This window comes from Pseudomonas sp. SF2 (genome assembly GCF_036858055.1).
Taxonomy (GTDB): domain Bacteria; phylum Pseudomonadota; class Gammaproteobacteria; order Pseudomonadales; family Pseudomonadaceae; genus Aquipseudomonas.
Window position 1 is genome coordinate 157217 of record NZ_JAMBDI010000007.1, and the last position, 13556, is coordinate 170772.

Sequence of the window (13556 nt, forward strand, 5' to 3'; positions counted from 1 at the left end):
TTAACCGCTTGTAGATGAAGGCTTATCTCAGCCTTCGATCTCGATCAGGATTTCGCCCGGTGTCACACGGTCGCCCTTGGCCACGTGGATGGCCACGACCTTGCCGGCGATACCCGCCTGCACTTCGGTCTCCATCTTCATGGCTTCGGTGATCAGCACGGCCTGGCCGGTCTTGACCATGTCGCCTTCCTTGACCAGCACATCGACGATGTTGCCTGGCATGGTGGTGCTGACATGGCCCGGGGCGCTGGCCTGCTTGCGCTTGCTGCTGCCGCCGCCGACGAATTCGTTGAGCGGCTCGAACACCACTTCTTCCGGCATGCCGTCGATGGACAGGTAGAAGTGGCGCTTGCCTTCAGCCTTCACGCCCACGCCGGTGATGTCGACGCGGTAGGTTTCGCCGTGCACGTCGATGACGAACTCGGTCGGTACGCCTTCGCCGCTATGGGACGCCACTGCGCCGGCTTCAGGAATTGGCAGCAGGACTTCAGGGGTCAGGGTGCCGGCTTCGCGTTCTTCGAGGAACTTGCGGCCAATGTCCGGGAACATGGCGAAGGTCAGCACGTCTTCTTCGCAACGGGCCAGGGAGCCGATGTCGGCACGCAGCTTGGCCATTTCCGGCTTCAGCAGGTCGGCCGGGCGTACGTCGATCACTTCTTCGCTGCCGATCGCCTGACGGCGCAGCTGCTCGTTGACCACGCCCGGGGCCTTGCCGTAACCGCCTTGCAGGTACAGCTTCACCTCGTTGGTGATGGTCTTGTAGCGCTCACCGGCCAGCACGTTGAAGAACGCCTGGGTGCCGACGATCTGCGAAGTCGGGGTCACCAGCGGCGGGAAGCCGAGGTCTTCACGCACGCGCGGGATCTCTGCCAGCACTTCATTCATGCGGTTGAGGGCGCCCTGCTCCTTGAGCTGGTTGGCCAGGTTGGAAATCATGCCGCCCGGCACCTGGTTGACCTGCACGCGGGTGTCCACGGCAGTGAACTCGCTTTCGAACTGGTGGTACTTCTTGCGCACGGCATAGAAGTACAGGCCGATTTCCTGCAGCAGCTCCAGGTCCAGGCCGGTGTCGAATTCGCTGCCCTTGAGCGCAGCAACCATCGACTCGGTACCTGGGTGGCTGGTGCCCCAGGCGAAGCTGGAGATGGCGGTGTCGATGTGATCGGCACCGTTTTCCACAGCCTTGAGCTGGCACATGGCAGCCAGGCCGGCAGTGTCATGGGAGTGGATGAACACCGGCAGCGACTGCTCGGCCTTCAGTGCCTTGACCAGTTCGCCAGTAGCGAACGGGGTCAGCAGGCCGGCCATGTCCTTGATCGCGATCGAGTCGCAACCCATGGCTTCCATCTGCTTGGCCTGGTTAACAAAGGCGTCGATGGTGTGCACGGGGCTGGTGGTGTAGGCGATGGTACCCTGGGCGTGCTTGCCGGCGGCCTTGACCGCTTCAATGGCCACGCGCAGGTTACGCACGTCGTTCATCGCGTCGAAGATGCGGAACACATCGATACCGTTGACCGCGGCCTTGGCGACGAAGGCCTTGACCACGTCGTCGCTGTAGTGACGGTAGCCCAGCAGGTTCTGGCCGCGCAGCAGCATTTGCAGGCGGGTGTTGGGCAGCGCCGCGCGCAGCTTGCGCAGGCGCTCCCACGGGTCTTCCTTGAGGAAGCGCACGCAGGCGTCGAAGGTGGCGCCACCCCAGACTTCCAGCGACCAGTAGCCGACTTTGTCGAGCTTGTCGCAGATCGGCAGCATGTCTTCGGTACGCATGCGGGTGGCCAGCAGGGACTGGTGGGCGTCGCGCAGGATCGTGTCGGTTACGTGAATTTTCTTGGACATTATGGGGTTCCTCACAGGCCTGCGTGGGCGGCGATGGCGGCGGCGATGGCCAAGGCCAGCTCTTCGGGTTTGCGCTTGATCGAGTAGTTGGTCAGTTCCGGGTGGCTTTCGACGAAGCTGGTGTTGAACTGGCCGCTACGGAATTCCGGATTGCGCAGGATTTCCTGGTAGTACGCGGCGGTGGTCTTCACCCCTTGCACGCGCATGTCGTCCAGGGCACGCAGGCCGCGGTCCATGGCTTCTTCCCAGGTCAACGCCCACACCACCAGTTTCAGGCACATGGAGTCGTAGAACGGCGGAATGGTGTAGCCGGTGTAGATCGCCGTGTCGGTACGCACGCCAGGGCCACCGGGGGCGTAGTAACGGGTGATCTTGCCGAAGCTGGGCAGGAAGTTGTTCTTCGGGTCTTCGGCGTTGATGCGGAACTGCAGCGCGTAACCGCGGTGCTGGATATCTTCCTGCTTGACCGACAGCGGCAGGCCCGAGGCAATGCGGATCTGCTCACGGACGATGTCGATACCGGTGATTTCCTCGGTGATGGTGTGCTCCACCTGCACCCGGGTGTTCATTTCCATGAAGTACACCTCGCCATCGGCGAGCAGGAACTCCACGGTACCGGCGTTCTCGTAGTTCACCGCCTTGGCCGCACGCACCGCCAGGTCGCCGATGTAGGCGCGCTGTTCAGGGGTGAGCTGGGGGCTCGGGGCGATTTCGATGAGCTTCTGGTTGCGGCGCTGGATCGAGCAGTCGCGCTCGAACAGGTGTACGACGTTGCCAAAGCTGTCACCCAGGATCTGCGCCTCGATGTGCTTGGGGTTGACGATGCACTTTTCCAGGAACACTTCCGCGGAACCAAAGGCCTTGGTAGCCTCGGAGATGACGCGGGGGAAGTTCTGTTCCAGTTCTTCGCGGCTGTTGCAACGGCGAATACCACGGCCACCACCACCCGAGGTGGCCTTGAGCATGACCGGGTAACCGATGCGGTCACCTTCGCTCAGGGCTTCGTGAATATCGGCAACGTTGCCTTCGGTGCCCGGGGTTACCGGCACACCGGCGGCGATCATGGTGCGGCGCGCTTCTGTCTTGTCGCCCATGCGGCGAATGACATCGGCGGCCGGGCCGATGAACTTGATACCGCGCTCGGCGCAGATCTCCGCCAGTTCAGCGTTTTCCGACAGGAAACCATAACCCGGGTGCAGGGCATCACAGCCGGTTTCCACAGCCAGGTTCACCAGCTTGCGCGGGTTCAGGTAACCGGCCAGCGGCTCGGCACCAATGCTGTGGGCTTCGTCGGCGCGCTTGACGTGCAAGGCGTGGCGGTCGGCGTCGGAATAGATCGCTACCGAGCGAATGCCCATCTCGGCGCAAGCACGCACGATCCGAACTGCAATTTCACCTCGGTTGGCGATCAGGATTTTTTTTATCACTGGAGTCTTCCCAAAGCCGTAGGAACAGTCGAGCCGGTTCTCCCGGTCGGCGCGTGACCAGACGTTGCTGGCCAGTCGCACATTCACCCTAGCGCTGTAGGTTGATAAACAAAAATCAATATTTGTTAGAGGCTGTATTAGTAAAAGCTTATAGTGCGGTAACAAGGTGTTGCCGAAGGGCGGATTAAAATGCGTAAGTCCTTGATGCGTATGACTTTGCGTCAATTGCAGATCTTCAACGAGGTGTGCGATTTGCGTTCGTACAGCCGTGCGGCGGAAGAGATGGCGCTGACGCAACCCGCCGTTAGTCTACAAATCCGCCAGCTCGAAGAACTGATCGGCCAGCCTCTGTTCGAGTACGTGGGCAAGAAGCTCTACCTGACCGAAGCTGCCGAGGCCCTGCAACGCGCCAGTCGCGATATCTTCGGGCGCCTGGAGAGCCTGGACATGCAGCTGTCGGACATGCAGGGTTCACTGCAGGGGCAGTTGAAACTGGCAATCGAGTCCAGTGCCAAGTACTTCGTGCCACACCTGTTCGCGGCCTTCAAGCAGCGTCACCCGGAGGTCAACCTGACCCTGACTGTGGTCAACCGGGCCCAGGCCATCCGCCGCCTGTCGGACAATCGCGACGACCTCATCATCATGTCCATGGTGCCGCAGGACATGGGGCTGGAGTTCCTGCCGTTCCTCAACAACCCGATCATCGCTGTGGCGCCGCCCGAGCACCCGCTGTGCAAGCTGGAACAGCTGCGCCTGCAGGACCTGGAGCCTCATACCCTGCTGGTCCGCGAACAAGGTTCAGGCACGCGCAAGGCTTGCGAGGAATACTTCAAGGACAAACGCGTGCACTTCACCCAGACCCTGGAAGTGGCCTCGGCCGACGCCCAGCGCGAGTGCGTGATCGCCGGCCTGGGCATTGCCCTGCTGACCCGCCATGCGGTCAACCTGGAGCTGGCCACCGGTGTGCTGAAGGAGCTGCCGGTGGAGGAACTGCCGCTGTACCGCAGCTGGTGCGTGGTGCAGTCCAAGGCCAAACGGCAGTCGCCGGTGGCCTTGGCCTTTCTGGCGTTCATCCGCAGCGAACGTGCGTTGATCAGCGCGCTGGTTGAGCGTTTTTCGGGGAAGTTGCCGCCGACACCTGCCAGACCGTGAGCTCTTGCAACTCGGGGTAGTCCACCAGGTCGCGGAGCAGTTGACGTTGGTCGCAATAGCTTTCGATCGCGCGGCGGTATTCCATGCGGCGCTGATCTTTTTCCTGCTGCTTGCGAGCCTTGGCGCTGGGTTGGTACGTACCGTCGAAGTCACGAGCCATTGCCTGTCTCCCTGATAGGATGCGGGAGTTTCAGACTGGCCTTGATGGTTTACGGTTTGGCTGTGGAATGGTGACAAAACAGTGAAATTTATAGCACCTGTGCCGGCCTCTTCGCGGGTAAACCCGCTCCCACAGGTGCTCACCAGCCTCAGGACGGTGCAGTACCTGTGGGAGCGGGTTCACCCGCGAAAGGGCCGGCACAGGCAACGACAATCAGTCGTCGGTAGCCTTGATCGACTTGGGCGACAAACGCAGGCTGCGCAAGCTGCGCTTCACGCTCTTCAGGTGGTTGACCAGGCTCGGCCCGCGCGCCATGGCCACGCCCATGGCCAGCACGTCGATCACCACCAGGTGGGCGATACGCGAGGTCAGCGGGGTATAGATTTCGGTGTCTTCATGCACGTCGATCGCCAGGTTGACCGTCGACAGCTCTGCCAGCGGTGTCTGGCTGGGGCACAGGGTAATCAGGTTGGCACCGCTCTCACGGACCAGGTTGGCGGTGATCAGCAAGTCCTTGGAACGGCCCGACTGGGAAATGCACACTGCCACATCGCCCGGTTTCAGGGTCACCGCCGACATCGCCTGCATGTGCGGGTCGGAATAGGCTGCCGCGCTGAGCAGCAGACGGAAGAACTTGTGCTGGGCATCGGCCGCCACCGCACCGGAAGCACCAAAGCCATAGAACTCCACACGCTGCGCCTGGGCCATGGCGGTCACCGCCTGCTGCAGCGCTTGCGGGTCGAGGTGCTCGCGCACTTCCATCAGGGTATGCAGCGTGGTGTCGAAGATCTTCAGGCTGTAGTCGGCGACCGAATCGTCTTCATGGATGGCGAACTGACCGAAACTGGCCCCCGCGGCCAGGCTCTGCGCCAGCTTCAGCTTCAAGTCCTGGAAGCCCGAACAACCGATCGCGCGGCAGAAACGCACGATGGTCGGTTCGCTGATACCCACGCTGTGCGCCAGGTCGGCCATGGAACTGTGCATGACGGCAGCCGGGTCGAGTAGCACGTGGTCGGCCACTTTCAGTTCCGATTTGCGCAGCAGGTGGCGCGATTGGGCGATATGTTGCAACAGATTCACGGGCTGGACTCGGTTATGATCGGCTGGCCGGGTTGTAGCTTTCTTGTAGTTATACTACATGGACGCCAACCCGCCCAGTTAAACGAACGTGGAGAGTGGTGGTTTGACTATTCCTTGCGACATTCTGGTCTTCGGTGGCACCGGCGATCTGGCCCTGCACAAATTGCTTCCGGCGCTCTACCACCTGTTTCGCGAGGCCCGTCTTGACCCTGCCGTGCGGATCATCGCGCTGGCGCGCCGCAACCTGCCACGTAACGATTATCTCAAGCTCGCCGAACGCCATTGCCGGGCACAGATCGCCCGCAACGATTTCGAAGAAGAGGTCTGGCAGCGGTTTTCCGCGCGGATCGACTATTTCGCCATGGATGCTTCGCAAAGCGCCGACTTCGGCCGCCTGGCACGCTACCTGGGCGAGCCCGGCGGCTTGACGCGCATCTTCTACCTGGCCACCGCCCCCAACCTGTTCGTGCCGATTGCCAAACACCTGCATAACGCCGGCCTGGCCGACGCCGAAGCGCGCATCGTGCTGGAAAAGCCGATCGGCCACTCGCTGGAATCGGCTACCGCCATCAACGAAGCGATTGGCGCAGTGCTGGAGGAAAACCAGGTATTCCGCATCGACCACTACCTGGGCAAGGAAACCGTGCAGAACCTGATGGCCCTGCGCTTTGCCAACGCGCTGCTGGAGCCGGTATGGCGCAACAACCAGGTCGACCACGTGCAGATCAGCGTTTGCGAGACCCTGGGAGTAGAGAACCGCGGCGCCTACTACGACCGCGCCGGGGCCACCCGCGACATGCTGCAGAACCACCTGCTACAGCTGCTATGCCTGGTGGCCATGGAGCCCCCCGCACAGTTCGAGGCCGAAGCGGTGCGTGACGAAAAAGTGAAGATCCTGCGGGCCCTCAAACCCATCACTGGCCAGGACGTTCAGGACAAGACCGTACGCGGCCAGTATGGCGCCGGGTACATCGGCGGCCAGGACGTGCCGGCCTATTACTTCGAAAAGGACGTCGACAACGACAGCGACACCGAAACCTTCATCGCCATCGAGGCGCACATCGACAATTGGCGCTGGGCGGGCGTGCCCTTCTACCTGCGCACCGGCAAGCGCATGGCACGGCGCTCATCGCAGATCGTCATCCAGTTCAAGCCAGTGCCCCACGAGCTGTTCAAGGGTGGCCAGGTCAACCAGTTGCTGATCCAGCTGCAACCGGACGAACGCATCAGCCTGCGCATGATGACCAAGAGCCCGGGCAAAGGCATGCGCCTGGAGCCGGTGGACCTGGACCTGAACCTGGCCCAGGTGTTCAGCCAGACCCGCCGCTGGGAAGCCTACGAGCGGCTGCTGCTGGATGTGCTGGAGGGCGACTCGACGCTGTTCATGCGCCGCGATGAAGTGGAAGCGGCCTGGGCCTGGATCGACCCGATCATCAAGGGCTGTGAAGAGCACTTCCAGGCGCCGCGACCGTACCCGGCAGGCAGCAACGGGCCGGAGCAAGCCAACAGCCTGCTCGCCAGGCATGGCAGGCACTGGCATAGCTGAAGCACTGCCCTGCTCCTGTGGCAGGTGAAAGGGCAGAAAGTAGCCCCCGCGCACTGGCGCTACTTTCAACCCGAGACAGGAGCAGACAATGGCTACTATCGCCAACCTCGTTGCAATCAATGACATCGCCAACGGCGAGCAGGTTTTCAGGGTTCACGGCACCGTTATGGTCGGCTGCCCGGCCATCGAACCGGTGCTGGTCGAACCCAAGGTGCGCCACAAGGGCGGCTGGGAGGTGCTGGAGCTTCAACTGCAGGATAGCGGCGCAATCACCCCGCAGGTGGTGACGGAAAAAACCGTGGTGTTCGAACGTGCAGGCGGCACGCCCTGGAAAACCGTGGAAATCATTCATGGCGACGGTTCGCAGCGCTGCGAAATACGCAACATAGAGACGGTCGACTGAGCCGCTGACGGCCAGGTCGCCCGAGTGGCGACCTGGCACCTGCCATCGGCTCGATGAACGGGCATGTGGCAGGTGAATATTCATACAGTAGAAGTTTGCCCCATTTCCTGCCGCGCCCTAGAATGGCCCGATGCACACAGACGACCTCTCCCTCCTGCTGAATTCCCTCAACGATGCCCAACGCCAGGCCGTAGCGGCCACGCTCGGGCGTCAACTGGTGCTTGCTGGCGCCGGTTCCGGTAAAACCCGCGTGCTGGTGCACCGCATTGCCTGGCTGATCCAGGTGGAGCAGGCATCGCCACACTCGATCCTGTCGGTGACCTTCACCAACAAGGCTGCGGCAGAAATGCGCCAGCGGATCGAGCAACTGCTGGGCATCAACCCGGCAGGCATGTGGGTCGGCACCTTCCACGGCCTGGCCCATCGCCTGCTGCGGGCCCACTGGCAGGAAGCACGGCTGGTGCAGAACTTCCAGATCCTCGACAGCGACGACCAGCAGCGCCTGATCAAGCGGGTGATGCGCGAGCTGGGCCTGGACGAGCAGAAATGGCCAGCACGCCAGGCCCAGTGGTTCATCAACGGGCAAAAGGACGAAGGCCTGCGCCCGCAGCATATCCAGGCCGGGGGCGACCTGTTCCTGTCGACCATGCGCGACGTATATACCGCGTACGAGCAGGCCTGCGAGCGCGCCGGGGTCATCGACTTCTCCGAGTTGCTGCTGCGCGGTCTGGACCTGTGGCGCGACCACCCGGGCCTGCTGGAGCACTACCAGCGGCGCTTCCGCCACGTGCTGGTGGACGAGTTCCAGGATACCAACGCCGTGCAGTACGCCTGGCTGCGCCTGCTGGCGCGCGGCGGTGACAGCCTGATGGCGGTGGGCGATGACGACCAGTCGATCTACGGCTGGCGCGGCGCCAAGATCGAAAACATCCACCAGTACACTGCCGACTTCCCCGACGCCGAAATGATCCGCCTGGAGCAGAACTACCGCTCCACCGGCGGCATCCTCAAGGCAGCCAACGCGCTGATCGCCAACAACAGCGGGCGCCTGGGCAAGGAGCTGTGGACCGACATGGGCGAAGGAGAGCCGCTGACCCTGTACGCGGCCTACAACGAGCACGACGAAGCGCGCTACGTGGTGGAAACCATCGAGAGCCTGGTCAAGCAGGGCAATGCGCGCAACGAGATCGCCATCCTGTACCGTTCCAACGCCCAGTCACGGGTGCTGGAAGAAGCCCTGCTGCGCGAGCGCATCCCCTACCGCATCTACGGTGGCCAGCGCTTCTTCGAACGCGCCGAAATCAAGAACGCCATGGCTTACCTGCGCCTGATCGAAGGCCGTGGCAACGATGCCGCCCTGGAGCGGGTGATCAACGTACCGCCACGTGGCATTGGCGAGAAAACCGTCGAAGCCATCCGCGAGCACGCCCGCCACAGCCAGCTGTCGATGTGGGAGGCCATGTGCCAGTTGCTCGCTGCCAAGGCCCTGAAAGGCCGCGCCGCCAGTGCCCTGGGTGCGTTCATCGAGCTTATCGAGGGGTTGGCTGCCAAGGTCGTGGACATGCCACTGCATACCATGACCCAGACCACCATCGAGCAGTCCGGGCTGATCATCTATCACCAGGAAGAAAAGGGTGAAAAGGGCCAGGCACGGGTAGAAAACCTTGAGGAACTGGTCAGCGCAGCGCGCAACTTCGAGTCCACCGACGAAGACGCCGACCTCTCGCCACTCTCGGCGTTCCTCGGCCACGCCTCGCTCGAGGCAGGTGATGCCCAGGCCGACGAGCACGAAGACAGCGTCCAGCTGATGACCTTGCACAGCGCCAAGGGCCTGGAGTTCCCGTATGTGTTCCTGGTGGGCATGGAAGAAGGCCTGTTCCCGCACAAGATGAGCCTGGAAGAGCCCGGCCGCCTGGAAGAGGAACGCCGCCTGGCTTATGTGGGCATCACCCGCGCCATGCGCCAGCTGGTCATGACCTACGCCGAAACGCGTCGCCTGTACGGCAGCGAAACCTACAACAAGGTGTCACGTTTCGTACGCGAAATTCCGGCGGGCCTGATTCAGGAAGTGCGTCTGTCCAACAGTGTCAGCCGCCCGTTCGGCGGGGCCAAGACGGCCACTAACAGCAACCTGTTCGCCAATGCCAGCATTCCGCAGACCGCGTTCAACCTGGGCCAGCGTGTGCAGCATGCGGTGTTCGGCGAAGGTGTGATCCTCAACTTCGAGGGCTCCGGCGCTCAGGCGCGGGTGCAGGTGAATTTTGCCGAGGGCAGCAAATGGTTGATGCTGGGGTACGCCAAGCTCGAGGCCATCTAAAGCCTGCACCGGCCCTGGTGGAGGCTTGCTCAAAGTTTTAGAAGCCTGCGCAATACCTGTGCGGGCATGCCCGCTCCTACAGGTATTGCGCCAGCATTCAGAGGGCCGGTCGTGGCAGGTTTGTAACATTCAGGCAAAAGCTCGAAACATTATGTCGCTGGTCATGTGCCCGGGAACCTGTGCACCATGACGCGCGTGCAATCCACAACAGGGGATATCCCACTTATGCAACGTTTTCTTAGCATCGCTCTGGCGCTCTGCGTCGGCCTGACGCTGAGCCTGGACGCCAACGCCAAGCGCTTTGGCGGCGGCAAGAGCTCGGGCTCCGCGCCTATTCACCAGACCCGCCAGGCCACGCCAACCACGCCTGCCGCCGCGCCGACCGCACCTGGCCGTGCAGCTCCGGCCGCCAGCGGTGCTTCGCGCTGGTTGGGCCCACTGGCCGGCCTCGCCGCCGGTGGCCTGCTGGCTTCCATGTTCATGGGCGACGGTTTCGAAGGCTTCCAGATCATGGACTTCCTGATCGTGGCGCTGATCGCCTTCCTGGTGTTCCGCTTCATCGCCGCGCGCCGTCGCCAGCAGCAGCCGCAAATGGCCATGCCGGGCCATGCACCAATGCACCGTGAAGCTCACGCCCAGCCTGCCCAGCCGTCGATCTTCGGTGGTTCGGCCGCACCTGCTGCCGCAGCCGCCCCGGTGATCAACGCCCCGGCCTGGTTCAACGAGCAGAACTTCCTGGCTGCCGCCCGCAACCACTTCCAGGCGCTGCAGCAGCACTGGGACGCCAACGAGATGGACAAGATCGCCGAGTTCGTCACCCCGCAGATGCTCGAGTTCCTCAAGCGCGAGCGCGCTGAACTGGGTGATGGCTTCCAGTCCACCTACATCGACAACCTCGATGTGCAGCTGGACGGTGTCGACGACCGCGCCGACCGTACCGACGCCACCCTGACCTTCCGTGGCGTGTCGAAGAACTCGCGCTTCGACCAGGGCGAAGTGTTCAGCGAAAGCTGGCACATGGTCCGCGCCCAGGGCGAAAACCAGCCTTGGCTGGTGGCCGGTATCCGTCAAAACGGCTAATCGCTGCGTGCTGCACAAAAAACCCCGGGCCTGTCCCGGGGTTTTGCTTTTGCCGGAGTGGCCTACTAGGGTATAACGCGCAGCGTTGTCATCTAGGTCAGAGGAAGCGAACCGTGGAAGAAGTGATCGAACAACTCCGTGAAGCCAACGAGCCAGTGCCGGTGCCCCTTGAGCTTCCCGACGAGGACCTGCTGGTCGAGATCGAAGAAGAGCTGTTCATCAACATTCCGTTCGTGTTCAAAGAGTTCCTGCTGACCGTCAGTGACGTGGTGTATGGCTCTCTGGAACCAGTGACAGTTACCGACCCACAGTCGCATACCTACCTGCCCGACGTCGCCGCCAATGCCTGGGATGCCGGCGTACCCCGTGACCTGATTCCGCTGTGCCAGGACGGCGACAACTACTACTGCGTCGAAGAAGACGGCACCGTGGTGCTGTGGGATGCCGAAGAGGAAATCGTCGGCGAAGACAGCTGGGAATCGGTGTGGCACTGGGCGCGGGATGTCTGGCTGGAGAGCTGATTCCAACCTCTGATTTGATGCTGACTGTGCCGGCCACTTCGCGGGTAAACCCGCTCCCACAGGGACTGCACAATGTTCAACACCTGTGCAGTCCCTGTGGGAGCGGGTTTACCCGCGAAGTGGCCGGCACAGGAATAGGAAAATCTATGGCCCAGTGCCATCAATGTAGTTAAAATCGCCGGGCTTTCTGCGCCTGGCGACATCGCTACCGCTCCATCCCCTCGGACGACGGTGAAATCTTGCGCAGGAAGCATGCCCCCTTCAGTGCGTATTCTCGCGGCTGTTCTCCAGCGTCTCCAGCAAGGCAATCTGCATGCGCGTATGCACGCGGATAAACCAGCGCCACAGCAAGGCCACCACCACCGCAGCCACCACGGCAATCACCAGCAGCAACTCGCTGGTCGGCAGAATGCTTGCCGACAGCGCCGACAGCAGCAGGAAAATCACCAGTAGCGACAACAGCGGGATCACCTCGGCAATCACTCGGCGCACACGCTGGGTATGCCGCCCGGCCATTTCGGGCTTGACGCCCATCTCTGCCAACAGCATCGACAGCGCCTTGAGCTTGCGATAGGCAGCAATCAGGAACGGCAGCGACAGCAACAACGCCGCCCCCCAGATCAGCGCTTTCTGCTGGCTGGCATCGCTGACCCACTCGCTGAGCCAGTTGCCGATACGCCCGGCGAAGTAGCCACCACTGAAGAAGATGGCGATCACCAGCGCCAGGTTCACCCCCACCTGCAACAGGATGCGCCGGATCATCACCGCCAGCATGGCGCTCTCGCCCTGCGGCTGGATGCTGCGCAACCATTCGCCATACAACGACAGCACCCGCGCCAGACGGCTGGGCACTACCTTGCCCAGCTTCAGCGACAGCGGGTCGGCGGCGCGGATCAGGTAGGGTGTCAGCAGCGTGGTGATTGCCGATACCGCCACAGCCACCGGGTAGAGGAAGTCGCTGGTCACCTGCAGGGTCATGCCCAGCGCGGCGATGATGAAGGAAAACTCGCCAATCTGCGAAAGCCCCATGCCCACCCGCAGCGATGTGCGCCCGTCATTGCCGGCAATGAACGCGCCCATGCCGCATGACAGCATCTTGCCCAACACCACTGCCAAGGTAATGACCACGATCGGCCAGGCGTAGTCGATCAGCACCTGGGGGTCGATCATCAGGCCGATGGCGACGAAGAAGATGGCGCTGAACAGGTCGCGTACCGGTTCGATCAGGCTCTCGATCTTCAGCAACTGGCGCGATTCGGCCATGATCGCGCCAATCAGGAAGGCACCCAGCACCATGCTGTATTCCAGCTTCACTACCAGCAGGCAGAAGCCGAAGCACAGGCCCAGTACGGTAATCAGCAACATCTCGTTGCTTTCGAATTTGGCCACGTAGGCCAGCAGCCGCGGCACCAGCAGGATGCCGATGACCAGCGCGACGATCATGAACAGCGACAGCTTGCCAACAGTGGAGAACACCTCGCCCGAGCTGACCGTGCCACTGACGGCGATGCCCGACAGCAGAGCGATGATGCCGATGCCGAGAATGTCCTCGACGATCAGCACGCCGAAGATAAGCTGGGCGAAACGCTCGTTCTTCATCTTCAGGTCGTTGAGCGCCTTGACGATGATGGTGGTCGAGGAAATTGCCAGGATGGCACCGAGGAACAGCGAATCCATGGTGTTCCAGCCGAACCAGCGGCCGATCTCGAAGCCGATCCAGATCATCAGCACGATTTCCAGGAACGCCGCGATGAACGCCGTGGCGCCTACCTTGAACAGCTTGCGCAGGCTGAACTCGAGCCCCAGGCAGAACATCAGGAAGATCACCCCCAGTTCGGCGAGGGTCTTGATGGTGTCTTCGTCGTGGATCAGGCCGAACGGTGGGGTGTGCGGGCCGATGATGAAGCCGGCGACGATGTAGCCCAGCACCACGGGTTGCTTGAGGCGGTGAAAGAGTACGGTGACCACGCCGGCAACCAGCATGATGACAGCCAGGTCCTGGATGAAGCTGATGGCATGCATGGCGTGATACTC

Annotated in this window: 11 protein-coding genes; 6 read left to right on the forward strand and 5 right to left on the reverse strand. The window is 62.1% G+C overall.

Annotated elements, in window-relative coordinates; genetic code table 11:
• Positions 1-27 precede the first annotated feature (27 nt).
• Both oadA and M2S36_RS04555 read right to left on the reverse strand, forming a co-directional pair.
• On the reverse strand, positions 28-1836 hold the full coding sequence (gene oadA / locus M2S36_RS04550; protein ID WP_207831370.1) for a sodium-extruding oxaloacetate decarboxylase subunit alpha: 1809 nt from the start codon (positions 1834-1836) through the stop codon (positions 28-30).
• Positions 1837-1847: 11 nt separating this feature from the next.
• Positions 1848-3263 carry an acetyl-CoA carboxylase biotin carboxylase subunit gene (locus tag M2S36_RS04555; protein WP_016712746.1) on the reverse strand — a complete coding sequence of 472 codons (1416 nt, stop codon included), beginning with the start codon at positions 3261-3263 and terminating at the stop codon, positions 1848-1850.
• 189 nt (positions 3264-3452) lie between these two features.
• Here M2S36_RS04555 and M2S36_RS04560 point away from each other — a divergent pair, with 189 nt between their 5' ends.
• The gene (locus tag M2S36_RS04560) at positions 3453-4415 is read left to right on the forward strand and encodes a LysR family transcriptional regulator (RefSeq protein WP_272493160.1); all 963 of its coding nucleotides are present in this window, start codon (positions 3453-3455) and stop codon (positions 4413-4415) included.
• On the opposite strand, the gene M2S36_RS04565 is transcribed toward M2S36_RS04560, so the two are convergent.
• Both M2S36_RS04565 and hexR read right to left on the reverse strand, forming a co-directional pair.
• Entirely contained in the window at positions 4357-4575 is a 219-nt protein-coding gene (locus M2S36_RS04565) for a PA3496 family putative envelope integrity protein (RefSeq protein WP_082888281.1), read from the reverse strand. The two genes, M2S36_RS04560 and M2S36_RS04565, sit on opposite strands and share 59 nt — an antisense overlap.
• A 213-nt stretch (positions 4576-4788) precedes the next feature.
• Positions 4789-5655 carry a transcriptional regulator HexR gene (hexR, locus tag M2S36_RS04570; RefSeq protein ID WP_011536461.1) on the reverse strand — a complete coding sequence of 289 codons (867 nt, stop codon included), beginning with the start codon at positions 5653-5655 and terminating at the stop codon, positions 4789-4791.
• Positions 5656-5758: 103 nt separating this feature from the next.
• On the opposite strand from hexR, the gene zwf reads away from it, so the two are divergent.
• From zwf to M2S36_RS04595, 5 genes are all read left to right on the forward strand, one after another.
• Entirely contained in the window at positions 5759-7201 is a 1443-nt protein-coding gene (gene zwf / locus M2S36_RS04575) for a glucose-6-phosphate dehydrogenase (RefSeq protein WP_207831372.1), read from the forward strand.
• A gap of 88 nt (positions 7202-7289) precedes the next feature.
• Complete coding sequence (locus M2S36_RS04580; RefSeq protein WP_063912274.1) at positions 7290-7604, forward strand: hypothetical protein; 315 nt, start codon at positions 7290-7292, stop codon at positions 7602-7604.
• Positions 7605-7734: 130 nt separating this feature from the next.
• On the forward strand, positions 7735-9921 hold the full coding sequence (gene uvrD / locus M2S36_RS04585) for a DNA helicase II (RefSeq protein WP_233687611.1): 2187 nt from the start codon (positions 7735-7737) through the stop codon (positions 9919-9921).
• Positions 9922-10146: 225 nt separating this feature from the next.
• Positions 10147-11001 carry a Tim44 domain-containing protein gene (locus tag M2S36_RS04590; protein ID WP_207831376.1) on the forward strand — a complete coding sequence of 285 codons (855 nt, stop codon included), beginning with the start codon at positions 10147-10149 and terminating at the stop codon, positions 10999-11001.
• Positions 11002-11114: 113 nt separating this feature from the next.
• The gene (locus M2S36_RS04595; protein WP_013974843.1) at positions 11115-11522 is read left to right on the forward strand and encodes an SMI1/KNR4 family protein; all 408 of its coding nucleotides are present in this window, start codon (positions 11115-11117) and stop codon (positions 11520-11522) included.
• A gap of 261 nt (positions 11523-11783) precedes the next feature.
• On the opposite strand, the gene M2S36_RS04600 is transcribed toward M2S36_RS04595, so the two are convergent.
• Positions 11784-13544, reverse strand: a complete 1761-nt coding sequence (locus M2S36_RS04600) for a cation:proton antiporter (RefSeq protein ID WP_333956776.1) — start codon at positions 13542-13544, stop codon at positions 11784-11786.
• Positions 13545-13556: the final 12 nt, after the last annotated feature.